Origin of the sequence: Crenobacter oryzisoli (genome assembly GCF_030385785.1) — a bacterium.
GTDB lineage: Bacteria > Pseudomonadota > Gammaproteobacteria > Burkholderiales > Chromobacteriaceae > Crenobacter_A > Crenobacter_A oryzisoli.
In genome coordinates, this window is the sequence record NZ_JAUEDK010000036.1 from 16,538 (window position 1) to 41,323 (window position 24,786).

General features: G+C 62.7%; 20 protein-coding genes. 9 read left to right on the forward strand and 11 right to left on the reverse strand.

All coding sequences use genetic code 11. The features are described from left to right. The first annotated feature begins 114 nt into the window (after nt 1-114). The 5 genes from QU481_RS16965 (at nt 115) to QU481_RS16985 (ending at nt 4,668) form a co-directional block, all read left to right on the forward strand. Entirely contained in the window at nt 115-1,680 is a 1,566-nt protein-coding gene (locus tag QU481_RS16965) for a leucyl aminopeptidase (protein ID WP_289831214.1), read from the forward strand. Beyond that, a complete protein-coding gene (locus QU481_RS16970) occupies nt 1,667-2,095 on the forward strand; it encodes a DNA polymerase III subunit chi (protein WP_289831215.1) in 429 nt (142 codons plus the stop codon). The genes QU481_RS16965 and QU481_RS16970 overlap by 14 nt, the downstream gene beginning before the upstream one ends. Nucleotides 2,096-2,232: 137 nt before the next feature. After that, complete coding sequence (locus tag QU481_RS16975; RefSeq protein ID WP_289831216.1) at nt 2,233-3,432, forward strand: hypothetical protein; 1,200 nt, start codon at nt 2,233-2,235, stop codon at nt 3,430-3,432. Further along, nucleotides 3,432-4,001 (forward strand): cob(I)yrinic acid a,c-diamide adenosyltransferase, encoded by a 570-nt coding sequence (locus QU481_RS16980; protein WP_289831217.1) that lies wholly within the window; start codon nt 3,432-3,434, stop codon nt 3,999-4,001. Before QU481_RS16975 ends, QU481_RS16980 begins: the two co-directional genes overlap by 1 nt. Before the next feature lie 97 nt (nt 4,002-4,098). Then, nucleotides 4,099-4,668 carry a thermonuclease family protein gene (locus tag QU481_RS16985; RefSeq protein ID WP_289831218.1) on the forward strand — a complete coding sequence of 190 codons (570 nt, stop codon included), beginning with the start codon at nt 4,099-4,101 and terminating at the stop codon, nt 4,666-4,668. Nucleotides 4,669-4,760: 92 nt separating this feature from the next. On the opposite strand, the gene QU481_RS16990 is transcribed toward QU481_RS16985, so the two are convergent. The 10 genes from QU481_RS16990 to glnE form a co-directional block, all read right to left on the reverse strand. After that, the gene (locus QU481_RS16990; protein WP_289831219.1) at nt 4,761-5,564 is read right to left on the reverse strand and encodes an alpha/beta hydrolase; all 804 of its coding nucleotides are present in this window, start codon (nt 5,562-5,564) and stop codon (nt 4,761-4,763) included. Beyond that, on the reverse strand, nt 5,564-6,967 hold the full coding sequence (locus QU481_RS16995) for a PhoH family protein (RefSeq protein ID WP_289831220.1): 1,404 nt from the start codon (nt 6,965-6,967) through the stop codon (nt 5,564-5,566). The genes QU481_RS16990 and QU481_RS16995 overlap by 1 nt, the downstream gene beginning before the upstream one ends. 55 nt (nt 6,968-7,022) lie before the next feature. Further along, nucleotides 7,023-7,475 (reverse strand): peroxiredoxin, encoded by a 453-nt coding sequence (locus tag QU481_RS17000; protein ID WP_289831221.1) that lies wholly within the window; start codon nt 7,473-7,475, stop codon nt 7,023-7,025. Nucleotides 7,476-7,749: 274 nt separating this feature from the next. Further along, a complete protein-coding gene (locus QU481_RS17005; protein WP_289831222.1) occupies nt 7,750-8,388 on the reverse strand; it encodes a Smr/MutS family protein in 639 nt (212 codons plus the stop codon). A 2-nt stretch (nt 8,389-8,390) separates the two neighbouring features. Continuing rightward, nucleotides 8,391-9,341, reverse strand: a complete 951-nt coding sequence (trxB, locus tag QU481_RS17010) for a thioredoxin-disulfide reductase (protein ID WP_289831223.1) — start codon at nt 9,339-9,341, stop codon at nt 8,391-8,393. Between the two features lie 223 nt (nt 9,342-9,564). Then, on the reverse strand, nt 9,565-10,152 hold the full coding sequence (locus QU481_RS17015) for a TetR/AcrR family transcriptional regulator (RefSeq protein ID WP_289831224.1): 588 nt from the start codon (nt 10,150-10,152) through the stop codon (nt 9,565-9,567). Next, the gene (gene waaF, locus QU481_RS17020; protein ID WP_289831225.1) at nt 10,149-11,198 is read right to left on the reverse strand and encodes a lipopolysaccharide heptosyltransferase II; all 1,050 of its coding nucleotides are present in this window, start codon (nt 11,196-11,198) and stop codon (nt 10,149-10,151) included. The genes QU481_RS17015 and waaF overlap by 4 nt, the downstream gene beginning before the upstream one ends. A gap of 60 nt (nt 11,199-11,258) precedes the next feature. Then, nucleotides 11,259-11,462, reverse strand: coding sequence for a zinc-finger domain-containing protein (locus tag QU481_RS17025; protein WP_289831226.1), 204 nt, complete (start codon nt 11,460-11,462; stop codon nt 11,259-11,261). A gap of 51 nt (nt 11,463-11,513) precedes the next feature. Beyond that, nucleotides 11,514-12,437 (reverse strand): branched-chain amino acid transaminase, encoded by a 924-nt coding sequence (locus QU481_RS17030; RefSeq protein WP_289831227.1) that lies wholly within the window; start codon nt 12,435-12,437, stop codon nt 11,514-11,516. A gap of 118 nt (nt 12,438-12,555) precedes the next feature. Further along, nucleotides 12,556-15,240 (reverse strand): bifunctional [glutamate--ammonia ligase]-adenylyl-L-tyrosine phosphorylase/[glutamate--ammonia-ligase] adenylyltransferase, encoded by a 2,685-nt coding sequence (glnE, locus tag QU481_RS17035; RefSeq protein ID WP_289831228.1) that lies wholly within the window; start codon nt 15,238-15,240, stop codon nt 12,556-12,558. A 70-nt stretch (nt 15,241-15,310) separates the two neighbouring features. On the opposite strand from glnE, the gene QU481_RS17040 reads away from it, so the two are divergent. The 3 genes from QU481_RS17040 to tldD are packed head-to-tail and all read left to right on the forward strand — an operon-like array spanning nt 15,311 to nt 21,483. Then, a complete protein-coding gene (locus QU481_RS17040; protein ID WP_289831229.1) occupies nt 15,311-19,180 on the forward strand; it encodes a YhdP family protein in 3,870 nt (1,289 codons plus the stop codon). Next, nucleotides 19,177-19,983 (forward strand): carbon-nitrogen hydrolase family protein, encoded by an 807-nt coding sequence (locus QU481_RS17045; RefSeq protein WP_289831230.1) that lies wholly within the window; start codon nt 19,177-19,179, stop codon nt 19,981-19,983. Before QU481_RS17040 ends, QU481_RS17045 begins: the two co-directional genes overlap by 4 nt. A gap of 54 nt (nt 19,984-20,037) precedes the next feature. After that, nucleotides 20,038-21,483 carry a metalloprotease TldD gene (gene tldD, locus QU481_RS17050; RefSeq protein WP_289831231.1) on the forward strand — a complete coding sequence of 482 codons (1,446 nt, stop codon included), beginning with the start codon at nt 20,038-20,040 and terminating at the stop codon, nt 21,481-21,483. Between the two features lie 540 nt (nt 21,484-22,023). On the opposite strand, the gene QU481_RS17055 is transcribed toward tldD, so the two are convergent. Further along, nucleotides 22,024-24,177, reverse strand: a complete 2,154-nt coding sequence (locus tag QU481_RS17055; RefSeq protein ID WP_289831232.1) for a methyl-accepting chemotaxis protein — start codon at nt 24,175-24,177, stop codon at nt 22,024-22,026. A gap of 339 nt (nt 24,178-24,516) precedes the next feature. Between QU481_RS17055 and QU481_RS23910 the strand changes: the two genes are divergently transcribed. Next, on the forward strand, nt 24,517-24,786 hold a 270-nt coding region (locus tag QU481_RS23910), incomplete at its 3' end, for a helix-turn-helix domain-containing protein (protein ID WP_353962180.1).

The window sequence follows — 24,786 nt, forward strand, 5'->3', positions numbered from 1 at the left end:
GGTAAGGGCGTGATTGTCTTGACCGGAAGGGCGTGACGTCGATACGCCACCCGCGCCTCGATGTAACTGTCTGGACAGAAGGCAGCTGGCACTCGCCACCCACGGGAGTTCACGATGGAATTTAACATAAAAAGCGGTAGCCCGGAAAAGCAGCGCGTTGCCTGCGTTATTGTGGGTGTTTACGAATCGCGCAAACTCTCGTTTGCTGCCGATCTGCTCGATCGCACCGCCAATGGCTTCATCAGCGACGTGCTGCGTCGTGGCGACATGGAAGGCAAACTCGGTACCACGCTTCTCTTGCATTCGCTGCCGCACAGCCTGTGCGACCGTGTGCTGCTAGTAGGCCTCGGCAAGGAGCGGGAGTTCCGTGCCAAAGAGTATCGCGAGGCGATTCGCGCATCGATCAAGGCACTTACGCTGACTTCTGCCAACGAAGCGGTCAGCTACCTGACCGAGCTGAACATCAAGAAGCACGACGTCGAATGGATGATCGAGCAGGCTACTGTGGTAACGCTCGACACCCTGTACCGTTTTGACCAGTTCAAGACGCAAGGCAAGGAGCCGGCCAAGGAGCCACGCAAGCTGACGCTGGCAGTGCCGCGTCGCAGCGACTTGGCCGATGGCGAGAAAGGTCTGGTACGCGGTCTGGCAATCGGCCATGGCATGTCATTCGCCAAGGATCTGGGCAATCTGCCGGGCAATGTCTGCACGCCGCGTTATCTCGCCGATCAGGCCAAGAGCATGGCCGAGTCACTCGGGGCCGAGGTCAACATCTTCGATGAAGCGGCGATCGCCGAGCTGAAGATGGAGTCCTTCCTGTCTGTGGCGAAGGGCTCGGACGAGCCGCCGCGTTTCATCGAACTGAAGTACTTCGGTGCCAAGGACAAGAACGAGAAGCCGATCGTGCTGGTCGGCAAGGGCATCACCTTCGACTCGGGCGGCATCTCGCTGAAGCCGGGCGAGGGCATGGACGAGATGAAGTACGATATGTGCGGTGCTGCCACCGTGCTCGGTTCGTTCCGAGCTGCCGTCGAGATGAAGCTGCCGCTCAACCTGATCGCGCTGGTGCCGGCCTGTGAAAATATGCCGAATGGTCGTGCCAACAAGCCGGGAGACATTGTTACCACGCTGTCCGGCCAGACCATCGAGATTCTCAATACCGACGCCGAGGGCCGACTGGTGCTCTGTGACGCGCTGACCTATGCCGAGCGCTTCAATCCGACCACGGTAATCGACGTAGCAACGCTGACCGGCGCCTGCATTATTGCGTTGGGGCATATTGCGACGGGTCTCTATGCGAATCAGGACAGCTTGGCACGTGAGTTGTCCGCTGCCGGCGAAGAGGTGGGCGACCGCGCCTGGCATATGCCGCTGTGGGATGAGTATCAGGAACAGTTGAAGAGCCCGTTCGCCGACATGCAGAACATTGGCGGCCGGCCGGGTGGTAGCATTACCGCTGCCTGCTTCTTGTCGCGTTTTACCAAGGCCTACGACTGGGCGCATTTGGACATCGCCGGCACGGCTTGGAAGAGCGGCAAGGATAAGGGGGCCACCGGCCGCCCGGTGCCGATGCTGGTTCAGTTCCTGCAGGACCGGGCGGATATCGCATTGGGTAACGTGGTACGCCGTGGGCGCCCGCGCCGTGAGGTGAGCGAACTGGCCGACGATGACGCGGATTGATTTTTACACCAACGTTGCTGACCCCCAGGCGTTTGCCTGCCGGTTGGCGCAGACTGTCTACAAGAAGCGCGAACGACTGTTTGTCTGGCTAGCCAACGAGGCCGCCGTCGATGCGTTTAGTACAAGGCTCTGGTGTCTGGGCGACACTGTGTTCGTGCCGCATTGCCGTGCTGGAGCCGGCGAAGCGCCTGAAACACCGATCTGGTTGAGTAGCCGCCTGCCTGACGGAGAGCTGCCCGAAGTGTTGCTGAATCTTGGGCCAAGCTGTCCGGAGCCGCCCGACCGTTTTAGTCGCATCCTCGAAATCGTTGGGCGGGACGAGCCTTCACTTGCAGTGGCGCGCGAACGCTTTCGCCGGTATCGTGAGCTGGGATTTTTCATCGAACACCATGACATGAGCCATTTGTCATCATGACTGCGCCACATTCTGTTGCGGGAAACTGGGACGACACTGATGTTCCAGTACTGACCGATCTTGCGCCCGAGCCTGTCGCCCGCGCTGCTTCGAAGGTTTCGTCCCATCCTGTTGGCGCGCCGACTGCGCCAATAGTGATGGACGAGCTGCCTCTGCTTGAACTTGATATCCCACTCGACTTCCAGCTCTACAGCGAAGACGATCCAGCGCGGGAAGTGACTCCGCTACCGTTCGACGATCTGCCGGTACTCGGCGACGAGCCTTCGACGTTTGCGATGCCCGCTGAGGCTGTGTCAGCAGCATGGGCGCCACCGGTAATCGAGCCGGCGGGCGCGGCACCGATCCTCCCAGCTGTCCCGACGTTTGCTGAAGCGGCGCCGGCTGAGCAGCCGGCCGCGCCCGCCGCCGAAACGCCCTCGTGGGTCGGGTCGCAATCCGCTCCGCAGCCGATTACGCAGACGATTCCGATCGAGGCGCTGCCGCGCAATGTGCTGGGCGGCGGGCTTGCCGCGCTCGACAACTCCGACATGCTGGCATCGATCGAGAAGCGCTTGGCGGCGTTGCGTGCTGCCACCGGCATCGGTCCGGGTGGTGTGGAGCTGAAGTCGGCCGAACCTGTTACGGCCGTGCTAGAGCAGACCGAGATACCGACGGTTGCTGCCGAGCCGATGATGGTTGCCGAGCAAACGGTAGCCGAGGTATTGCCTGCGATCACTGAGGCCGAGTCAGTCGCTCCGGCTGTGGCCGTATCCGAGCCCGTCGCGTTCGAGGAGCCCGTGCTGGAGCACACAGCAGCGGTGATCGAACAACCGGGTTCCGATCTGAGCGCGCTGCCGTTCGAGTCGGTCACGCTGGAGCAAGCCGAGCCGACTCAGGTGGTCGAGCCGACCTTTGGCGACAGGGCGGCGGTGTTGGGTGGGGTTCCTTCCGATGTGGTGATGGACTCTGTAGCCGAAACGCCAGCCCTGCCGGCGGTGAGAGTGGAAGCACCTGTTCAGGCTGAGTTGCCTGTGCCGGCAGCCGAACCGGTGCAAGAGGCTGCTGTGGCTGCGCCGCTGGTGGCTGCGAGCCCGGCCGATACCGCCGGTAAATCGGTGGCGGTCGTTGGCGAGTCGGTATTGATCGAGTCGCTCTACCAGATGATCATGCCGCGGATGAAAGCCGAGCTGTCGCTGTGGCTGCAGGACGCCATCAAGATGCAAAGCGAGCAGTTGCTCGAAGGCATAATGCGTCAGTTCAAAACCGATTACGACATGATGTTCGGTGAGACGCTGCGCGAGAGTCTTCGCCAGGCCGTGGCCGACATCAGCCGTGCCAGCCACAAGGAAGAAGGCTGATGGGGCACCGGTTGTCACGTATCGTTACACGTACAGGCGATGACGGTACGACGGGGCTCGGTGACGGCAGTCGTGTTGAGAAGGACTCGGCTCGTATCGGTGCGCTTGGCGAGGTCGACGAGCTCAACTCGGTGCTTGGCTTGTTGTTGACCGAGCCGTTGCCGCAAGAGATCGCTGACTGGTTGGCCGAAGTGCAACACGACCTGTTCGACCTGGGCTCGGAGTTGGCCGTGCCCGGCTACAGTGCCTTGGCTGAAGTGCACGTGTTGGCGCTGGAGGCTCAGATCGGCAAGCTCAACGCCGATTTACCGATGCTCAAGGAATTCATCCTGCCGGGTGGTTCACGACCAGCAGCGCTGGCCCACCAGGCTCGGTCGGTATGTCGTCGAGCCGAGCGTAGCGTGGTATCGCTGGCCCGTTCCGAGGTCGTATCCGACGCATCGCGACAGTACCTCAACCGGCTCTCTGATGGCTTGTTCGTACTGGCCCGCTGGCTCAACCGAGAGTTGGGTGTGCCCGATGTGCTGTGGCAGCCGAAGCGCCGGCCGGCTGAGTCGGCCGAAGGTTGAGCGGCATTGATCCGACGAGGCAGCCCGCTGTTTTTCAGCTGGCTGCCTTTTTTCATGTCCATCCACTCTCGTTTACCCCTTGCTTGTCGGAGGCTCCATGCGCTTTTCCCGTCGTGAGCTCAACGCCGTGTTGATTTTATTCTCGACAGCGCCTCTGCCGCGCAAGCTTACCGCAGGGCTAGTGTTGCTGCTCGCACTGTTGGCCTATTTGGCGCCGGCCGGACAGGCGGACCAGATTAATGGCCGGGTGGTGGCGGTGGCTGACGGCGACACGATCACCGTGCTCGACGCGGTACAGGTCGAGCATAAGGTGAGGCTTGCATTTGTTGACGCTCCCGAGAGAACGCAGCCTTTCGGCCAGCAAGCCAAGGCAGCGCTGTCTGCGCGCTTGCACGGTCGTGAGGTGAGGGTTGATGTGATCGATCGGGACCGATACGGACGCAGCGTTGGCCAGGTCTGGCGGAACGAAGGCGATGTGAATCTGGCCCAGCTGCTTGATGGCTACGCGTGGCACTATCGCCAGTACGCCAAGAAGAGCCAGTCCAGTCATGACTTCGAGCGTTACGCGGCAGCGCAGGAGGAGGCGAGACAGGAACAACGGGGGCTATGGATGGATACAGAGCCGACGCCTCCGTGGCAATTCCGCAAGGCTGGTCGCGGTGAGTGATTGACACCGCGGGCAGGTGAGGACGCATTTGCTGCGGGCATGCTGCGCATCGCTTTTCAGCTTGTCGCGACGATTGGCCTCAGGAGGATGGCTTACTTTCGGTCGAACTCGTCGAGCAGCCAGTTGAAAAGGCGCTGTACTACGGCCTCCCAATGCATGTCGAGCATCATCATGTGACCAAGGCCGGGCAGGAACTCCGCTTGCCGGCCGAATCGACGAGCGGTGAACACGATGTCGTGGTGTGGGATCAGCGCGTCATTGCCGGCGCCCAGTATCAACGTCGGCGGCGGGTTGAGCGGGGTGGGTGGAAGCAGGCCGGATAGCGACATGTCCATGATTGCGAGCAGACTCTCCGGTTGCGCCTGCTCGGCGAGTAGCATGATGACTTCGTCATTGGTGCCAGATGAGAACAGCAGTCGGCGCAGTTCGTCAATATCCAGCCGGTACAGACCGTGTTGGTAAAGGTTGAGTTTGAATAGTAGGTCTGGGGCCTGTGTCAGCAGCTGTACGGTCGAGCCGGCAAGGCCGTGGGCCGGCACCGGTGCCAGTAGTGCCAAGCCGGGTAGGCTGATGCGGTGCAGCAGTCGCTGAACAACGAAGCCGCCCATCGAATGGGCGATCACAACAGGAGGGGCGGGAAGGTGCCCCAGTACGCTTGCGACGTCGTCGACATAGTCGTCTATGCCGAGCATATTGTGCCGCTCGTGGCCGTCGCTGCCGCCGTGGCCGGTAAGGCTGAGTGCCCAGCTCTCTACGCCGTGCTCGGCCAACCAGGGCATGAAGCGGGCCTGCCAGCAGAGGGCAGTACAGAACGCCCCGTGTACAAACAAAAGGGGCGCCAGCTTGCGCCGCGCCCCTTTCGCCGCCTCGTGGATCAGTTCGAGGCGGAAACCCATCACAGTACCTCGGCCGCGTGGTCAGCAAGCCGCGAGCGTTCACCGCGCTGCAGCGTGATATGACCGGAATGTTTCCAGCCCTTGAAACGGTCGACCACGTAGGTGATGCCCGAACTGCCCTCAGTCAGGTAGGGGGTATCGATCTGGGCGATGTTGCCAAGGCAGACCACCTTGGTGCCAGGGCCGGCCCGGGTGATTAGCGTCTTCATCTGCTTTGGCGTCAGGTTCTGCGCCTCGTCGATAATCAGGTATTTGTTAAGGAAGGTGCGGCCGCGCATGAAGTTGAGCGACTTGATCTTGATGCGCGAGCGCACCAGTTCGCGGGTGGCGGCGCGGCCCCAGTCGCCGCCGTCGTCGTCGCTCTTGTTGAGCACGTCGAGGTTGTCCTCGAGCGCGCCCATCCACGGTGCCATCTTTTCCTCCTCGGTACCGGGCAGAAAACCGATGTCCTCGCCGACCGGCACGGTGACGCGGGTCATGATGATCTCGCTGTACTGCTTCTGCTCCAGCGTCATCGCCAGGCCCGCCGCCAGCGTCAGCAGCGTCTTGCCGGTGCCGGCCTGGCCGAGCAGGGTGATAAAGTCGATCTCCGGATCCATCAGCAGGTTGAGCGCGAAGTTTTGTTCGCGGTTGCGCGCCACGATGCCCCAGACGTTGTTCTTCTGGTGCGTGTAGTCCTTCAGCGTCTGCAGCTGGGCTGTCTTGCCGTTGAGGCCGACCACCCGGGCGCTCAGCGAGCTCTGTCCGTCGTCCTGCCAGAGCAGCTGGTTCAGATATAGAGACTGTACATCCGGCCCTTCCAGCTGATAGACGCTGCGGCCGTGCTCCTGCCAGGAGCGCAGGTCTTGGCCGTTGCGCTCCCAGAACTCGCCGTTGATCTCGCGCGCACCGGTGTAGAGCAGGTCGGTATCTTCCAGCACCTTGTCGTTGAAGTAGTCTTCGGCATCCAGCGCCAGCGCCCGCGCCTTGATGCGCATGTTGATGTCTTTGGAGACAAGGATGACCGACCGGTCTGGGTGGATTTCCTTCAGCGCCATGACGATGCCGAGGATCTGATTGTCGGCCTTGCCGACCGGCATCGAACCGGGCAGTACGCTGTGGATCGCCTGAGTCTGCAGGATCAGCTTGCCTTCGGCGGCGGCATTGGCGGTCTTCAGCGGGATGCCGGACTCGATCCTGGCCTCACTGTGGCTGACGATCTCGTCGAGGAAGCGGCTCGCCTGGCGGGCGTTGCGCGCGACCTCGGTCATCCCTTTCTTGTGGGTGTCGAGTTCTTCCAGGGTGATGATGGGGATGAAGATGTCGTGTTCCTCGAAGCGGAACAGGCAGCTGGGGTCGTGCAGCAGAACGTTGGTGTCCAGGACAAACAGCTTGCTGGTCTTGCTACTTTTGTGGCTGACCATAGTGCATCCCCTTTCGAGAGTGCCCGGCCGCAGGCCGGGCGGTATGGAAGCGGTGTTATAGCGTCTTGATGTACGCCAGCACCTCCTCTGCATGACCCGGCACCTTGACGCCGCGCCAGGCGCGGACCAGAGTGCCGTCGGCGTCGATCACGAATGTGCTGCGCTCGACGCCCCTTACCTGTTTGCCGTACATATTTTTCAGCTTCATGACATCGAACAAATTGCACACGGTTTCGTCGCTATCGGACAAAAGCTCGAACGGCAGTTCGAGCTTGGCCTTGAAGTTTTCATGCGATTTTAGCCCGTCGCGCGATACCCCGACTACCTCGGCGCCGGCGGCTTGAAAATCGCCGTACAGGTCGCGAAAGGCCATGCCTTCGTTGGTGCAGCCGGGGGTGTTGTCTTTGGGGTAGAAGTAGACGACCAGCGGCTTCTTGGCCGTGGATAGCGTGAAGCTCTTGCCCGAGGTGGCGGGCAGGGTGAAGTCGGGGCAGCGTTGGCCTTCCATTTGGGTGACTCCGTTTGTTTTTGTCGGCTACGACGGGTGAGGCGCCCCGTACGGCCAGTTTTGTTGGTGCTACGCCTCCAGCTTAGCGGATTTCGGAGGCGGTGGCATCGCCTCCGTTATGTCGATGCATCGCATGTCGAGCGGTGACGATGCATTTTGCAATCGGCTTGTTCGGAGAGGATAAATGGGGGCGCGAATGAGCTGCGTCAAGTCGATGCCAGCGTTCGGTATAGGGGGATGTAGGCGAGTTGCCTTGCCCGGCCGCAGCAGCTAACTAGTCCTCGTGCCGCTCGTGCGGGCGTAGCGTGCGCAGCAGCACCAGTAATGCGCCGTGTCCGCCGCAGCGGTCATCGGCCTCGCAGTAGGCCAGCACATCGGGGTGGTGCTTGAGCCAGCCACGCACCATGCGCTTGAGCACCGGTTCGCCGTCGACCGAACCGAAGCCCTTGCCGTGGATGATGCGCACGCACACACCGAAGCGACGAGCTCGATGAAGGAACAGTGCCAGCCGCTCCTGCGCGGCGAAGCGGTCGAAACCGTGCAGGTCGAGCTCGGTTGCCACGGGCCAGTGGCCCGCGCGTAGGCGACGCAGCGTAGAGCTGGTCTGTCCAGGCTTGGCGAAGCTGTGATCAGCCTCGGCAGGCTCGAACCAGCCGACGGCGTGGCGCATCAGCTCCGCGTGGAGGGTGGCACTAAGAGGTATTTCCTGCGGCTGCTTGCGCGGCTTCGGACGCGGCTTGGGCGGAGTGTGGGCATGACGTGGCACGTGCTTGAGTGGCGTGACGTCGGCAAACAGCTGGCGAAAATCCGGTTCAGGGTCCGGCGGCGGGGCGGCAGGACGCAACACAGGCAAGGCGCTGGGCCTTGCCTGTGCTTTGATGGGCTTGAGCTGGTCCTTGAGGGACTTTTTCAAGCTTACAGGCCGTCGAGGAAGCGCTCGGCGTCGAGGGCGGCCTGACAGCCGGAGGCGGCGCTGGTCACTGCCTGGCGGTAGATGTGGTCCTGCACGTCGCCGGCGGCGAACACGCCCTTGATGCTGGTCTGGGTGGCGTTGCCATCACGACCGCCTTGGGTGATCAGGTAGCCGCTGCTGTCGATTTCCAGCTGGCCCTTGAACAGATCGGTGTTCGGCTTGTGGCCGATGGCGATGAATACGCCGGTCAGCGCCAGATTCTCGGTGTTGCCATCCTTGAACTTGACGCGTGCGCCGGTCACGCCCGAGGCGTCGCCCAGTACTTCGTCGAGGGTGGCGTTGAGCTTCAGCGTGATCTTGCCTTCGGCCACACGGCTCATCAGCTTGTCGACTAGGATCTTCTCGGCGCGGAAGGTGTCGCGACGGTGGATCAGCGTGACATGCTTGGCGATGTTGGCCAGGTACAGTGCCTCCTCAACGGCAGTGTTACCGCCACCGACCACTGCCACGTCCTGATTGCGGTAGAAGAAGCCGTCGCAGGTGGCGCAGGCGGACACGCCCTTGCCGGAGAACGCTTCCTCGGACGGCAGGCCCAGGTACTGGGCCGAGGCGCCGGTGGCGATGATCAGCGAGTCGCAGGTGTATTCACCGGCGTCGCCGATCAGACGGATCGGCTTCTCGGTGACCTTGGCGGTGTGGATGTGGTCGAAGATCATCTCGGTGCCGAAACGCTCGGAGTGCTGCAGGAAACGCTGCATCAGCTCCGGACCTTGAACGCCTTCGGCATCGGCTGGCCAGTTGTCGACATCGGTGGTGGTCATCAGCTGGCCACCCTGGGCGAGGCCGGTGATCAGTACCGGGTTGAGGTTGGCACGCGCGGCGTACACGGCGGCGGTGTAACCAGCCGGGCCAGAACCCAGGATCAGAAGACGGCTGTGACGGGGTGTGCTCATAAGGATTCCTGTTTGTTGGTGGGCGCAAGCAGCTGAGTCGCTTGAAAGCCGGGAAGGCAGTCAGTTTCATGTCAGACATGGAGGCTGCCAACCGGTTCATCAAGCCGCGGGCGCCGCGGTTTGTGCGGATGCGAGTATCGGAAAAGCCGTCTGGCTTGTCCAATTCATCCTGTTTATGCCGGGATTGTTGCTGGCTATCGGCGAAATCTGGCCGGGGCAAAGATCAGGCGGTCAGTGCCAGTGCCAACAACCGGTCGGCCAGCTCGCTGACCGACAGCTCCCCGTCGCGCTTGTACCACTGCACCGTCCAGTGCAGGCTGCCCAGCAGGGAGCGGCGCAGCAGGTGGGTATCAGGCTTGACCAGGCCTTCGGCGGCGGCTTCATCCAGCACTTGCTGCCACAGCGCCTCGTAGCGGTCGCGCAGAATGATAAGGCCGGGACGCGTGGCATCGGACAGGCTGTGCCATTCGTACAGCATCACCTCGAGAGCCGCCTGGTTCTCGCCCAGCAGCGAATTGAGGTGAACGTGAAACAGCGCGGAGAGGCGCGCGCGAGCCCCCTTGGCGGCCTTCAGTGCCGCCTCGAGCTGCTCGGTGGTGCTGCTGATGCCCAGCGCCATCACGGCAACCAGCATCTCTTCCTTGGTGCGGAAATGGTAGAACAGGCTGCCTGACTGCAAACCTACCGCGTTGCCCAGATCGCGCACGGTAGTGCGTTCGTAGCCCTGGTCGCGGAACAGGCGAGCGGCGGCACGCACCAGCTCCATGCGGCGGCTGCTGTCGTCGGCAAGATGGGGGGTGTGTCGACTCATGAATGAATAGGGATGATGGTTTTACCGGGCTCGGAGGACAAGAGTTTCTGTGCTGCGTTCCAGACCTGCTCGGGCATCAGCTTTTCGAGACAGTCGGTGTGGCCTAGCGGGCAGGTGCGCTCGAAGCAGGGGCTGCAGTCCAGGTTCAAACTGACCACGGCGGCCCGGTCGGACAGCGGCGGGGTGAAGTCGGGGCTCGACGAGCCGTAAAGTGCCACGAGCGGTTTGCCGAGTGCGGCGGCGACATGCATCAGGCCGGAGTCGTTGCATACTGCGATGTCGATGAGGCCCATCAGGTCGATCGCCTCGTCAAGACCGGTGCTGCCAGCAAGATTCACGGCCAGGCCGCCGGAGAGACTGGCGATTTCGTCGCTGATCTCGCGGTCCTTGCCAGAGCCGAACAGCCACACTGCGTAACCGGCGGCATCGAAGCGGCGGGCCAGCTCGGCGAAGTGGCGCGCCGGCCAGCGCTTAGCCGGGCCGTATTCGGCGCCCGGGCAGAACGCGACGATAGGCCTATCGGTGGACAGTGACAGGCGGGCGAGGGCGGTCTCCTGGCTTGTCGCCTGCACCTGCAACTGGGGATGGGGGATCGGCCGGCTCACCGCGTGCTGACGCGGCTCAGCCAGCGCGCAGAAGCGCTCGACCATCATCGGCAGCGCCTTCTCGTCGAGCTCGCGGGTGTCGTTCAACAGTGCGTAGCGCGATTCGCCGATGAAACCGGTGCGCAGCGGCACGCCGGCGAAGAAGGGCACCAGTGCCGACTTGAGCGAGTTGGGCAGCACGATGACCTGATCGAACTTCTCGCGGGCGAGCTGGCGCGCAACCCGCCAGCGCTCGAGCAGGCGCAGTTGGCCGTGGCCGAACGGGTTGAGATGAGCGCGAGCCACCTCCGGCATCCGCGCCAGCAGCGGCAGCGTCCAGGCCGGGGCGAACACGTGCAGTTCCAGACCGGGGTGGCGTTCATGGAGGCGTCGATAGAGCGGCTGCGCCATCACGCTGTCGCCGACCCAGGATGGGCCGATCACCAGGATTTTCTTGATCATATACAAGCAAAAAAGGTGCGGCGGAGGCCACACCTTGCAGTTACGGGTGACGACACTCGCTCAGTGGTGATGGCCGCTCACCGGGCCGACCAGCTTGTACAGCGTGCCGCAGTACGGGCAGAGCGCTTCACCGGTCTTGTGCACCGGGAGGAACACGCGTGGGTGCGAGTTCCACTTCACCTGGTCCGGGGTCGGGCAGTGCAGCGGCAGGTCTTTTTCGGTGACCTCGATCACGCGCTGTTTGTTTTCTTTGAGTTCGGCCATACGGGTAGTTCCTGAAACCTGGGCCCCCGAACGACGGGGGCCCGTGAGAGATTACTTAACGCAGGTGAGCCAGTGCTCGTGTTCGGCGCTCTCGCCCTTGACGATGGCGAAGTAGCGGCGCTGGATCTCGGTGGTGATCGGGCCGCGACGGCCCTCACCGATCTGGCGGTTGTCCAGCTCGCGGATTGGGGTCACTTCGGCGGCGGTGCCGGTGAAGAAGGCCTCGTCGGCGCTGTACACCTCGTCGCGGGTGATGCGCTTCTCGATCAGCTCGAGGCCCATTTCCTTGGCGATCTGCACCACGGTGTCGCGGGTGATGCCTTCCAGCGCGCTGGTCAGGTCCGGGGTGTAGAGCTTGCCCTTGCGGACGATGAAGACGTTCTCGCCCGAGCCTTCGGCCACAAAGCCATCCACGTCGAGCAGCAGAGCCTCGTCGTAACCGTCGCGAGTCGCTTCGGTGTTGGCGAGGATGGAGTTCATGTAGTTGCCGTTAGCCTTGGCCTTACACATGGTGATGTTGACATGGTGGCGGGTGAAGGAGCTGGTCTTCACGCGGATGCCTTTTTCCATGCCTTCTTCGCCGAGGTAGGCGCCCCACGGCCAGGCGGCCACGATCACGTGCACGTCGTTGGCCGGCGGCGCAACGCCCAGCTTGCCCGAGCCGTAGAAAGCCATCGGGCGGAAGTAGCATGACTTCAGGCCGTTTTCCTTGACCACGGACAGGTGGGCGGCGTTGATCTCTTCCTTGCTGAACGGCAGGTTGATGCCGAGGATGTGAGCCGAGCGGAACAGCCGGTCGGTGTGATCCTGCAGGCGGAAGATAGCCGGGCCTTTCGGGGTTTCGTAGGCGCGCACGCCTTCGAAGACGCCCATGCCGTAGTGCAGGGTATGGGTCAGCACGTGGGTGGTGGCGCTACGCCAGTCCACCAGCTTGCCGTCGTACCAGATAAAACCGTCACGGTCAGCCATCGACATCTTCATCTCTCCGTTTTTTGTAGATTTGCCAAGTCAGCAGCCGATTATACCGCTGCCTTTCTGCTTGTGAACCGTCACGCGACTTATCACTTTCCCGTATTGCAGGCGGGCACTGTGGTCACGCGTAACGCACTTCTTGGCCGAACACCTGCTGCCACAGGGTGCGGACCAGCTCGTAATGGGCGATCAGACCGTCGCTCGGTTCGGTCAGCGGCGCGTCGCGCAGCCGTACCATGTGCTGCAGACGGCGGTAGTGACGGTAGGCCTCGCGTGCGCCGTCGGCGAGTTTCGGGTCGATCAGGCCGGCTTCGGCGGCGACCGCCAGCAGCGCGATATTGCCGCTGTTGGCGGTCAGTTCAGGTAGGCGGTGTGAGTGTTCCAGGATCAGGTATTGAACGATGAATTCCACGTCGACCACGCCGCCACGTGCGTATTTCACGTCCTCGTCGAGGGGCGGATGAGTCTCGAACATCTTCTCGCGCATGCCGGTGACCTCGTCGCGCAATAAGGCTTGGTCGCGCTGTTGGGTCAGCACCTCGTGACGAATGCGCTCGAACGCTTCGCCTATCGTCGCATCACCGGCGACGAAGCGGGCGCGGGTCAGTGCCTGGTGTTCCCAGATCCACGCCTCCTTGCGCTGGTAGTTTTCGAACGCGGCGACGGTGCTGACCAAGAGGCCGCTGGAACCGTTCGGGCGCAGCCGCAGGTCGATCTCATACAAGCCGCCGGCGGCAGTGGCGCTGGTCAGCCAGGTCGACAGCCGTCGAGCCAGGCGCGCGTACAGCTCCGGCGCGTCCGGGTGGTCGTCGTCGTAGAGGAAGATGATGTCGAGATCGGATGCGTAGCCGAGCTCCTTGCCGCCAAGCCGGCCGTAGCCGGCGATCGCGAACTTGGGCACGTCGCGGTGGCGGCCCGGTACGTCGAGCCAGGCGTGGCGCAAGGCGGCATCGAGTACGATGTCGGCGAGCTGGGACAGTTCGTCGGACAGCGCCTCTACCGTCCACATCCCGGCCAGGTCCTGCGAAACCAGGCGGAAGGTCTGGGCATGCTGGAAGTGCCGCAGCACGTCCATTTTCGCCTCGATGTCGCGATCGCAGTTGGCCAGCTGCTGCTCCAGTTCTGCTGTCAGCTGCGGCCAGTCCGGGGTGGCGTACAGCACCCGGGCGTCGAGAAGCTCGTCGAGCAAGATGGGGTGGTGGGTCAGGTAGCCCGACACCCAGCTGCTGGCCGAGTAGATCGAAGCCAGCCGGTGCAGGGTCTGCGGGTATTCGGAGAGCAGTGCAAGATAGGCCGAACGGCGGCTAATCGCTTCGAGCAGCGATAGGATGCGCGACAGTGTGGCATCCGGGTTCGGAGTGTTGGCGGCGACCTCGATCAGCGGACCGATCAGCGTGTCGAATTTCTTGCGGTTGCCGACAGGCAGCTGCTGGTAGCGGGAGCCCTTGGCGAGGCCGCGTAGCTGGCGCACAACGCCTTGCGGGTCGCTGAAGCCCAGTTCGGCCAACGCCTCGGTGGGCTCGACGTCGAGGATGTCGCGCCACAAGGGAGTTAGCGGGTGGTCGGCGGCGCCTTCGGTCGGCAGCAGGAATACCTGCTCAAAGTGGCGGGTGACGTGGCGGCGGTGGCGGTTGAGGCCGTCAAGGAAGGCCGCCCAGTCGGCAAAGCCCATGCTCTCGGCGATTTTTGCCTGGCTGGCCGAATCGCCCGGTAGCGTCTGCGTCTGCTGGTCGTCGAGGTATTGCAGGCGGTGTTCGAGGTTGCGCAGGAAGGCGTACGCCTCGGTCAGCTCCTGGACCGCCTCCGGTTCCAGAAGGCGCAGCTCGGCGATCAATGCCAGCGTTTCTCGGGTGCTCTTGAGTTGCAGCCGTTTCTCGCGGCCGCCGCGGATCAGCTGGAATACCTGGGCGATGAACTCGACCTCGCGGATGCCGCCCGGGCCGAGCTTGATGTTGTCGGCCATGTCGCGCCGCGCCACTTCGCGGCGGATTTGGCTGTGCAGCTCGCGCATCGCGCCGTACGCGCCATAATCAAGATACTTGCGGTAGACAAAGGGGCGCGCCAGTTGCGCGAGGCCATCGGCGTCGCCGGTGACGGCGCGCGCCTTGATCCAGGCGTAGCGTTCCCATTCTCGGCCCTGTGTGATCAGGTAGTTTTCCAGTGCGGCGAAGCCCATCACCAAGGGGCCGGAGTCGCCGTACGGACGCAGGCGCATGTCGACACGGAACACTAGGCCGTCGCCGGTTGGCTCGCTGATGATGCGGATGATTTCCTTGCCGAGCTTGTTGAAGAACTCGTGGTTCGACAGCTTGCGGCTGCCGTTGGTCTCGCCGCTTTCGGGATAGATGAAGATCAGGTCGATGTCGGACGAGACGTTCAGCTCGAAGCCGCCGAGTTTGCCCATCGCGATGACGATCAGCTCCTGCACCTCGCCGGATTCGTCGCCGATTGGTTCGCCGTAGTGGGCGAGGTGGCTGCGGCCGACGCGCAGCGCCTGTTCGATCGCGAAATCGGCCAGCTCGCTGATAGTGCCGACCACCTCGTCGAGGTCGGCCAGGCCGCCGAGATCGCGGCTGATCAGTCGTGCCATCACTGCCTGACGCAGTTGGCGCAGCAGCGGGATCAGCGCATCCGGGCTGTCGGCCTTGGCCCAGTCGGCAAAGCGCTCCATCTGGGCGCGGCGCAGTGGCTGGTCGAGTTCGGCCGCGAGTTGCTTGGCCAGCGCCGGGCGGGCGGTGAGCAGGCGGTCCAGGTAGAAAGAGAAGCGGCGTGCGCAGTCGATGGTGTCGGGCGGGTTTACTGGCATAATGGTTCGCTCGTGCCTGCTAGGCATGGTCCCTGATCAATTTCCCCCATTGTGTAACGGTTTGGCTTCATTGGAAAAGCTCCTCGTCATGCTGGGCAACCTGCCTGTGCTGCGGGTTCTCAAGCTTCTGCTCCGGTTGACCGCTTGGCTGCTTGGCAGCCTGGTGGTGATATTGACGGTGGCTTTTGCCGTATTCAGTTTTTGGTTCCTGCCGCGTCTCGATACCTACCGACCCGATCTCGAATCGATGCTGTCGCAGGCCACCGGCCGCACCGTGCGGGTCGGATCCCTGTCAGGCCACTGGGCCGGCGTCGCGCCGATCCTGAATCTGAAGAAGCTGGAACTGCTTGATCCACGGGGCGGTGCGCCGCTGACGCTTGCCGGTGTCGCGCTGAAACCGTCCTGGTGGAGTTTGGTCGCGTGGGAGCCGCGATTTTCGCTGGTGGAGCTCGACACTCCCCGCCTCGAGATTGTTCGCGATCCGCAACGTCACCTGTCGATTAACGGCATGCAGCTGTCGGACACCCCATCCGACGGCCATCTGGTCAACTGGCTGCTGCAACAGGGAGAGGTGCGCGTCGACAACGCCAAGCTGGTGTGGCGTGATAACTGGCTGGCCTTGCCGCCGATGGAGCTGTCCGGCGGCCAGCTGGTGTTGAGCCAGGGGCTGCTTGGGCATCAGCTGGCAATCAGCGGCGAGACGGTTCGCGGTCTTGGCCAGAACATGGAGTTCAACGCCAGCTGGCACGGCAGCGACGTGCGCGAATGGCGGCAGTGGACGGGCCAAGTGTCGCTGGAGTTGCAGAAGGCGCAGGCCGGGCCGTGGAGCCGTTATCTTGCCGAGCTTGGCAGCTTGGCCAGCGGCCAGGGCCAGGGCAAGGTCACGCTGGGTTTTGCCGGCGGTGTCATCATCGAGTTGTCGGCCGACGTGCGCATCTTTAACGCCACCTTTACCCCGGCGGGTGCCAGCCAGATGGTGGTGCCGGACGTGAGCGGCAAGCTGACGCTCAAGCGCCAGATGGACGGCGCCTATCTGGTAAATGGCGAAGGACTGACGCTGGTGACAACCTCCGGCGTGGCGATGCAGAAGGCCAACCTGAAGGGGCGTATCCGCGGCGGCGCCAACGGGCTGGGCGAGTTGACGCTGGATAACGCACATCTGGCGGCGCTGACGCCGCTGTTGCGCGCCTTCCAGGCGGACCGTAACCCGCTGATCGGCCGACTCGACCCGCAAGGCACGCTGACTGGACTGTCGGCCAGCTGGGAAGGCCCGTTCGATGCACCGCATCGCTATCGTCTCGCGACCGAGTTCAAGGAGCTGGGTTGGGCCGAGATCGGTGGGGTGCCAGGGGTGGTCGGTGCCAGTGGCAAGGTGACATTGAGCGAAAAGGGCGGACAACTGACTCTTGACAATGGCAAGAGTGAGGTGATGCTGTCGCATTTGTTCGCCAAGCCGCTGCATTTCGAACGGCTTGCGGCCAACCTCGATTGGACTCGCGAAGCCAAGGGCACGACGTTCAACATCCGCCAGCTGCAGTTTGCTGACGCCGTGCTGGCCGGTTCGGTCGAGGGCCAGTACCGCTACACCGGCAAGGGCGCTGGGCTGATCGATCTTTCCGGCAGCATCGATCGGGTGGCGGCGGCCAAGGTGGTCGATTACCTGCCCTACCAAGTAGGCGAAAAGACGCTGAGCTGGCTGCGTGGGGCACTGCTGGCTGGCGAGGCGCGCAACGCACGATTTGTGCTGAAGGGCGATCTCGACCGCTTTCCGTTTCAAGGCGGGAAGGGCGGCGAATTCATCGTCGACACCGATCTCGACAATGTGTCGCTGCACTATGAAACCGGCTGGCCTGAGGTGAAGAACATCAACGGCAGTCTGCACTTTCACAACGAACAGATGGTGGTCAACGGCACGCAGGGGAATACCGTCGGCGTGCCGGTCAGCGACGTGGTCGCGACCATCGCCGACCTTGGCGCCGATACGCCGGTGCTGACGCTAACCGGCAAGGTGAAGGGGCCGTTGCAGCAGATGCTCGGCTTTACCACGCAGAGCCCGGTCGACGGTTGGTTAGGCGGTTTTACCAGCCAGCTCAAGGGCGGCGGCAATGCGGAGCTAGCGCTGAAGCTGGAGATTCCGCTGCATGGTCCGGCGCCAGCCAAGGTGCGGGGGGACATACAGTTTGCCGGCAACCGGCTCGGCTTCGGTCGCTTCCCGATTCCTGAGGCCGACAAGCTTGCTGGTGTGCTGACCTTCACCGAGCACGGTGTGGAAAGCCGCGGCTTGACGTTCGATACGCTGGGAGGTCGTTTCCGCATGACGGCCAACACCGATGCCGATGCACGGATGCACTTCGCACTCGATGGCGTGGCCGACACCCGGGCGGTGTTCAATGAATACGTGCCGCCGCTGGCACGCTTTGTTGACGGACGCTCTGTCTACCAGGTGCGTTTCGCCGTGCGGCAGGGGTTGGAAAATCTAACTGTCAACTCGACCCTTCAAGGCAGCCGACTCACCGCACCGGCCCCGGCTGACAAGCCGGCCGAGAGTCAGTTGCCATTCAGCGTCACGGTCAAGCCGGACAATCGCGAGGCGACGGTCTGGAGTGTCGGCTACGCACTGGACGGTCGTTCCAGCGGCATGGTGAAGGTCTCGGACAAAGGGGAACTGGCCGCCGGTACGGTTGCAGTCGGCACTTCGCCAGGAGTGGTTCCGGCGCATGGTCTGGCGATTCGGGTGGCGACGCCGTCGCTCGACCTGGGCCCGTGGCTGGATTTGAGCAAGTCTCATAAGCCTGCGTCCGGAAACATCGCGTCGTTACCGCTGACGGTGGATGTTGCCGCCGACACGCTGTCCTTGGATGAGCGGCGGCTGAATGAGGTGAAGGCAAGGGTGGCATCGCTGCCGGGCGGCGACGGCTGGCACGTCGATCTGCTGTCGCGCGAGCTGAGCGGCCAGTTCGATTATCTGCCAGCTGGGAACGGCATGGTGCGCGCTCGCTTGCCTCGACTCGATCTGCCACTGTCGGAAAATCTACTGTCGACGTCCGCAAGCAAGCCGGCGGCGACCGCATCGGGCATTGATTTGCTCGATACGCTGCCAGCGCTCGACGTGGAGGTGCAGCGGCTGCGTTTTCGCGGTGGTGAGCTCGGTTCGTTGACGATGCAGGCCCGTTCGGATGGTAGTGACTGGCGGGTCAGCAAACTGAGCGTGGTGAACCCCGATGGCAAGCTTGAAGGCTCGCTGATTGCGCATGGTGCCGGTAGTGGTGGAGCGGCGAGCCACGTTGACAGCTCGGTGACGATCACGTCTAACAACCTCGGCCAGCTGCTTGGTCGTTTCGGCGAGCCGGGGGCCGTAGTGAACGGGCGCGGTTCGCTCGATGCCAAGCTCAGCTGGCCAGGGCGGGTGGCCGATTTCTCGATGGAGCGGCTTAGTGGCACGATGGATGTCGATGCGCGCGACGGCCGTTTTGCCAAGCTGGAATCGGGTGTGGCTAGGCTGTTGGGCGTGATCAGCCTGCAGTCGCTGCCGCGCCGGATCAAGCTCGATTTCACCGACGTGTTCAGCAGTGGTTTCGCGTTCGATAGCATCGTCGGCTCTGCGCAGGTCAGTCATGGTGTGTTCCGCTCCGACAACCTGGCGATGAAGGGGCCAGGCGCCGACGTGAAGATCGCTGGTGAGGTTGACCTGGTGGCAGAACAGCAGAAACTGAAAGTGCGTGTGACGCCGCACCTGTCCGAGGGTGTGGCGATTGCCGCTGGGGTGGCCTTGCTCAACCCGGTGATTGGGGTGGCGGCGCTAGCCGCGCAGAAAGTGCTGCAGGACCCCGTTAGCAAGATTTTCTCGCTAGACTATGCCATCAATGGGTCGCTGACCGACCCGAAAGTGACCAAACTGGGCGGGACCGGCAGCATCCCGTCGAAAGGCGCCACGCCATGAATCAACGCTTTATCGCCGCCGCCGTGCAGATGGTGTCCGGCACCGATGTGACCCGCAACCTGGAGAGCGCCGCGCGCCTGGTGCGTGAGGCTGCCGAGGCTGGCGCCCAATTGGTAGTGCTGCCGGAGTACTTCGTGCTGATGGGGCGCCATGAGACAGACAAGGTTGCGGTGCGCGAAACGCCGGGCGAGGGGCCGATGCAGGAAGCACTGGCGCGCATGGCAAGCGACAACGATGTATGGCTCGTCGGCGGTACGGTACCGCTGGAGTGCCCAGAGCCGGAACGGGTGTTCAACAGCACGCTGGTGTTCTCGCCCGAGGGTGAACAGGTGGGGCGCTACGACAAGATCCACCTATTCGGTTTCTCTGGTCTGGGCGAGACCTACTGCGAGTCCAACACCATTCGTCCGGGGCAGACACCACAGAAGATCAGCATGCCGCTAGCCGACATCGGCTTCGGCATTTGCTACGACCTGCGCTTTCCTGAGCTGTTCCGCGAGCTGTCACCGTTCGATCTGTTCGTGTTGCCGGCGGCGTTTACCGCCACCACCGGCGAGGCACACTGGGAGCCGCTGTTGCGCGCCCGTGCGATCGAAAGTCAGGCCTATGTGATCGCCTCGGCCCAGGGCGGCGAGCATGAGAACGGCCGCAAGACACACGGCCACTCGATGATCATTGACCCGTGGGGGCGCATCCTGGCCGAACTGCCGAAGGGCGAAGGTGTGATCCTCGCCGAGATCGATCCCGCGCTGCTTAATTCTGTTCGCACCCGCCTGCCGTCGCTGGCGCATCGGGTGCTGTAACGCGACCCTACCGCCGTCCGGGTGCCGCGGTGCCCGGGCGCTAAAGGAAATACTATGCAAAACGACACGCTCGCCATCGCCCAGTCGCACCTGTTGACGCCGTTTGGCCTCGACGATCGCGCGGTCGAGGCGACGCTGGCGCGCATCGCCCAGCATGGCGTCGACGACGCCGACCTGTACTTCCAGCACACCCGCAACGAGGGGTGGAGCCTAGAGGAGGGCATCGTCAAGTCGGGCAGTTTCAACATTGACCAGGGCGTCGGCGTGCGCGCCGTCACCGGCGAGAAGACGGCCTTTGCTTACTCTGACGAGATTAACGCCGACGCGCTGACCCGCGCCGCCGACGCGGTGCGCGCGATCGGCGCGCAAGGAGGCAGCGGCAAGACTGGGGTTGGCCGAACCGTCACCGGACGTGGCCTGTACAGCCCGATCGATCCGATCCACAGCCTGGACGCTGCTGCCAAGGTGGCGCTGCTCGAGCGAGTGGAGAAGCTCGCCCGTGCGATGGACCCGCGAGTGATCCAGGTGATGGCGAGCCTGGCCGCCGAGTACGACGTGGTCTATGTGGCGCGCCATGACGGCGTGCGTTCGGCCGACGTGCGGCCGCTGACCCGGCTGTCGGTGTACGTGATCGCCGAGCAGAACGGTCGGCGCGAGCAGGGTTCGAGCGGCGGCGGCGGGCGGGTCGATTTCAGCTACTTCAGCGAGGAGCGCGTCGACGGGTATGTGCGTCAGGCGGTGCAGCAGGCGCTGACCAATCTGGAGTCGCGCCCGGCCCCAGCCGGCCAGATGACCGTGGTGCTCGGCCCGGGTTGGCCGGGTGTGCTGCTGCACGAGGCGATCGGACACGGCCTGGAAGGCGATTTCAACCGCAAGGGCACGTCGGCGTTCTCCGGCAAAATCGGCCAGCGAGTCGCCGCTCCGGGCGTCACCGTGGTGGACGACGGAACCATCGCCGACCGCCGCGGTTCCTTGTCGGTTGATGACGAGGGCAATGTGACCCAGCGCACCGTGCTGATCGAGGACGGCATTCTGAAGGGCTATATGCAGGACTCGATGAACGCCCGACTGATGGGTGTGGCGCCGACTGGCAATGGCCGCCGCGAGTCCTATGCGCATATCCCGATGCCGCGCATGACCAACACCTACATGCTGGCCGGCCAGCACGACCCGCAGGAGATCATCGCCTCGGTGAAGGACGGCCTGTACGCGGTGAACTTCGCCGGCGGCCAGGTGGACATCACCAACGGCAAGTTCGTGTTCTCGGCGTCGGAAGCATGGCGCATCGAGGACGGCAAGCTCACCTACCCGGTGAAGGGTGCGACGCTGGTAGGTAACGGCCCGGACGTGCTCAACTACGTGTCGATGATCGGTAACGACCTGGCGCTCGACGCCGGTGTCGGCGTGTGTGGCAAGGAAGGGCAGAGCGTGCCGGTCGGGGTCGGCCAGCCGACGCTGCGTATTGACGGCGGTCTGACCGTCGGCGGCACGGCCGGTTGAATCATAAGGGCAAAGAAAAGCCGGGACATGCTCCTAATGCCGTTCACTAAAGGAAAAAGCACCGCCCACCAAGGTGGAAAAACGGTGCTTTTTTGTTACTTCCAAGCGTTCTTCGAAGCTAAAATCCGGACTGAACGGCTTAAGTGAACGGCATTAGGGACATGCTCCCGGCTTTTTTATGCATATACGCTTGGGGTTTCACCACAGCGAGGGCGGCGAATTAATGAATGGAGGCCATTGAGAGCCGCTGACAGTATTCCTCGACAAAGCATCAATAGATCAAGGCACTGGCTAGCTTCAGCACAATGCGATGGGTATTCGGCGTCGTTCGAAGCAGATACGCAACTTGCTAAGAGCCGCTACCCCCCCTTGGCGTTGTTATGTGGCCTTGCCGTACTACTTGTACTATCTGCGGCAGCACGCCTAGCCAAGGCCGCTTCGCTGAGTTTTGTTAGCGACTCTAAATTCCGCTAGCCAAGCATGGGCGCGCTCCCCGACCTATGGAAGCTTTCAGTAACGACAAACTCACAACAACAAAGCTCAAGCAGCCGCCTCCGCGCTGACGCGAAACTTGCCGGCCAGAATGGCCAGCAGCCCAATGGTGTGGCGAGTCTGATCCACACTGACCGATAGCTCATGCTGGGCGTCCTGCATCGAATGGGCAACCGTGCCGATGACATGCGTATCGTCGGTATAGGTGCGGCCGGACTTGGTCAAGTGCTCGATAGTGGACAGCAGCGTGTAGACGATGCGCTGAACTTCGACGTTTTCTCCGGCTGACGCCTCCGCCAGCTTTAATCCCTCTTCCAGAGAGTGTATGCCGGCCCGCATAGTGCTCACCGCTTCGTTGGCCTGACCCTGTACTCGCTGGATCATGGCATCGATTTCCTGGGTTGACTGGCTGGTGCGCTCGGCCAGTTTGCGCACCTCGTCGGCCACCACGGCGAAGCCGCGCCCTGACTCGCCGGCTCGTGCCGCCTCGATAGCCGCATTGAGCGCCAGCAGATTGGTCTGGCTGGCGATCTCCTGGATCAGGTTGACCACTTGGCCGATCTCACGGGTGCTGGTTCCCAGTTGTTCGATGGTTTGCGCCGATTGACCGACTGTTTCGCGGATGGTCAGCGTGCGCTCGCTGACGGCGGTCAGTTGGCGGTGCGCGGCTTCTTTCTGCTCGGCCATGGCCTTCTCCATGCCGCTGGCGTTCTGGCTGGCATTGTCAAGCGCGGTCAGTTGCTGCTCAAGCCCTTCGCGCGTGCGCTCCACCGTGCTGAACACCTGACTGCTGGCCACTACAGTGGCTTCGTTGTGCTCGGCCATGGCGCGGTTATGCCGCTCCAGCACGCGACTGACAAGGATCACCTGGCCTAGCGTGGCGTCGAGGTGGTCGATCAGGCTGTTTACCCATTGCGCCATCACACCGGTTTCGTCCGAACGAATCTGCTCGCGGTCGATGCGCAGGGTCAGGTTGCCATCCCCTTCGGCGATGTTGCGTACCATGCCGGTCATGGTACGCATGCGCAGCGCTAGCGGCCGGGTGAAGCCTTGGCGGAACAGTAGCGCTCCGAACAGCAGTATCGCCAAGTGAAACACCGCCATCAGCCAGGACGGCGGTGAGAACAGGGTCTGTACTCCCCAGCCCGCGCCGATGAGCAGGGCTTGTACTGTCACAAAACCGCTCATCAACTGGAAACTGACCGAACGGTAGCGGTAGACCTCTTCCAGATCCGCTTCACACATCATGCCCCAAATGTCGGGCGAACCCGGCAGGCGGAAGGTGACGCCCTTGCCGATCACGGGGATATGGCGATAGTCGGAGTAGCCGGGATAGGTGACGAACAGGTTCTCGCCGTTGCGGATGGTCTCACGCACGCCTGGGTGCAACTGGCCGGTGGCAGGGTCGTTGAAGATCAGTTCGAATTCGGTATGCTCCTTGACGCGTACGGTGCCATAGGCGGTGCGTACGCCGTCCTTCAGGTTATCGCCACCGCTGAACGTACGGTCTTCGAAGCGCGAGCGCGATAACGCGGTACCGGGGGCGATGTTTGTGTCGAACTGCGAGCGCACCATGAACAGGTAGTTGTCGCCCGACTCATGATAGATATGCCCGGCTTCGCGCTGGATCAGGTCGCCCAGCACGTCGTTGGGTACTCGCGCGCACAGGCAGCCAATGGTGTCTTTGCCGGAGCGCAGCGGCAGCAGGAACAGTAGAGTCACTGCATCGTGAAAGCGGGAGGAACGCGGTCCGAGCGTCAGGGTTACAGGGTCGCGGTAAGGGCCGTACAAGAAAGGTTGCTGCAGCCCCTGTTCGAGCGCGCCCTGATGGGGGCCTGATTGTCCTGCGCGGTTCGGCGTGCTCGAAGTCTGGACGATATTGTCGCGCGACAGTACGAACAACTCGGTGACATCCGGCAGCCCATTCCACAGGTCGGACAGCGCAGCAGCCTGCGCGTCGGGCATTAACCCGGCCAGACGCGTGGCTGCGCTATCCAGGGTTTGCCACAACTGCTCTGCCCATTGCTGCAGGATACGCATACGAGTGCGCGCGAAGCTTTCGAAGGTGCTTTCGATGGCTGGGTAGCGATCCCGGTTGAGAAAGCAGGCATGGCGCATGGCGACCTTGCCGGTGCGACCAAACCAGGGCAGCCAGCTTTTCTCGCGGGCGCTAAGCGCCATGCGGTGGCTCGACAGATTCATGAGACCCTCTCGATATGTCCGATAGTATTGGTTTGTCGTGTAAGGAAGCACGATGCATGCCAAGAGGGGGAAGACCGAAAAAATGGGATAGTTCAGATTGTGCATCGCATCATGGCGGTGCATAAGGCACTGCTTTGGTGCCAATTATCGAGGAGCGGTTTTCCGATCCAAGCTGATTCGGAAATGGCCTTTGTTCTGATAGCAGGCAATGAGGGTGATCCACTCGGCAAGGGGCAGCTCATCTATCAGTCTGAAGTCTTCTGCTGTCGGAGCAGCCTCCTGGTAGCTATTAAATGGCGGTCTCCAACACCAAGTGCAACACCCTGATAAGGTGTTGCCATGCCCTCCCACTACCATCAGCTTTGCCCAGAAGAACGTGCCTGCATCATGCAAATGACCGCGCAGGGACACAGTCTGCGCCACATCGCCCGCTTATTGCGGCGGGCGCCCAGCTCCATCTGCCGGGAAGTGCGCCGTAATGCCTGCAGCCCCCATCGCTACGATGCCGCCGCTGCCGGGCGCAAGGCCAGGCAACGCTCTCGCCTTCCTCGCCGACCACGCAAACTTCAGCCTCACAGCGCCGCATTCCTCGTTGTCGTTGAACTGCTA

Coding starts and splice junctions, on each gene's coding strand:
- QU481_RS16990 (WP_289831219.1), bottom strand. CDS start 5,564: ATGGGTTTCCGCCTCGAACTGATCCACGAGGCGGCGAAAGGGGCGCGG.
- QU481_RS16995 (WP_289831220.1), bottom strand. CDS start 6,967: ATGGTCAGCCACAAAAGTAGCAAGACCAGCAAGCTGTTTGTCCTGGAC.
- QU481_RS16985 (WP_289831218.1), top strand. CDS start 4,099: ATGCGCTTTTCCCGTCGTGAGCTCAACGCCGTGTTGATTTTATTCTCG.
- QU481_RS17025 (WP_289831226.1), bottom strand. CDS start 11,462: ATGGCCGAACTCAAAGAAAACAAACAGCGCGTGATCGAGGTCACCGAA.
- QU481_RS16965 (WP_289831214.1), top strand. CDS start 115: ATGGAATTTAACATAAAAAGCGGTAGCCCGGAAAAGCAGCGCGTTGCC.
- waaF (WP_289831225.1), bottom strand. CDS start 11,198: ATGATCAAGAAAATCCTGGTGATCGGCCCATCCTGGGTCGGCGACAGC.
- glnE (WP_289831228.1), bottom strand. CDS start 15,240: ATGCCAGTAAACCCGCCCGACACCATCGACTGCGCACGCCGCTTCTCT.
- QU481_RS17030 (WP_289831227.1), bottom strand. CDS start 12,437: ATGTCGATGGCTGACCGTGACGGTTTTATCTGGTACGACGGCAAGCTG.
- QU481_RS17045 (WP_289831230.1), top strand. CDS start 19,177: ATGAATCAACGCTTTATCGCCGCCGCCGTGCAGATGGTGTCCGGCACC.
- tldD (WP_289831231.1), top strand. CDS start 20,038: ATGCAAAACGACACGCTCGCCATCGCCCAGTCGCACCTGTTGACGCCG.
- QU481_RS16970 (WP_289831215.1), top strand. CDS start 1,667: ATGACGCGGATTGATTTTTACACCAACGTTGCTGACCCCCAGGCGTTT.
- QU481_RS16975 (WP_289831216.1), top strand. CDS start 2,233: ATGGACGAGCTGCCTCTGCTTGAACTTGATATCCCACTCGACTTCCAG.
- QU481_RS16980 (WP_289831217.1), top strand. CDS start 3,432: ATGGGGCACCGGTTGTCACGTATCGTTACACGTACAGGCGATGACGGT.
- QU481_RS17000 (WP_289831221.1), bottom strand. CDS start 7,475: ATGGAAGGCCAACGCTGCCCCGACTTCACCCTGCCCGCCACCTCGGGC.
- QU481_RS17015 (WP_289831224.1), bottom strand. CDS start 10,152: ATGAGTCGACACACCCCCCATCTTGCCGACGACAGCAGCCGCCGCATG.
- QU481_RS17055 (WP_289831232.1), bottom strand. CDS start 24,177: ATGAATCTGTCGAGCCACCGCATGGCGCTTAGCGCCCGCGAGAAAAGC.
- trxB (WP_289831223.1), bottom strand. CDS start 9,341: ATGAGCACACCCCGTCACAGCCGTCTTCTGATCCTGGGTTCTGGCCCG.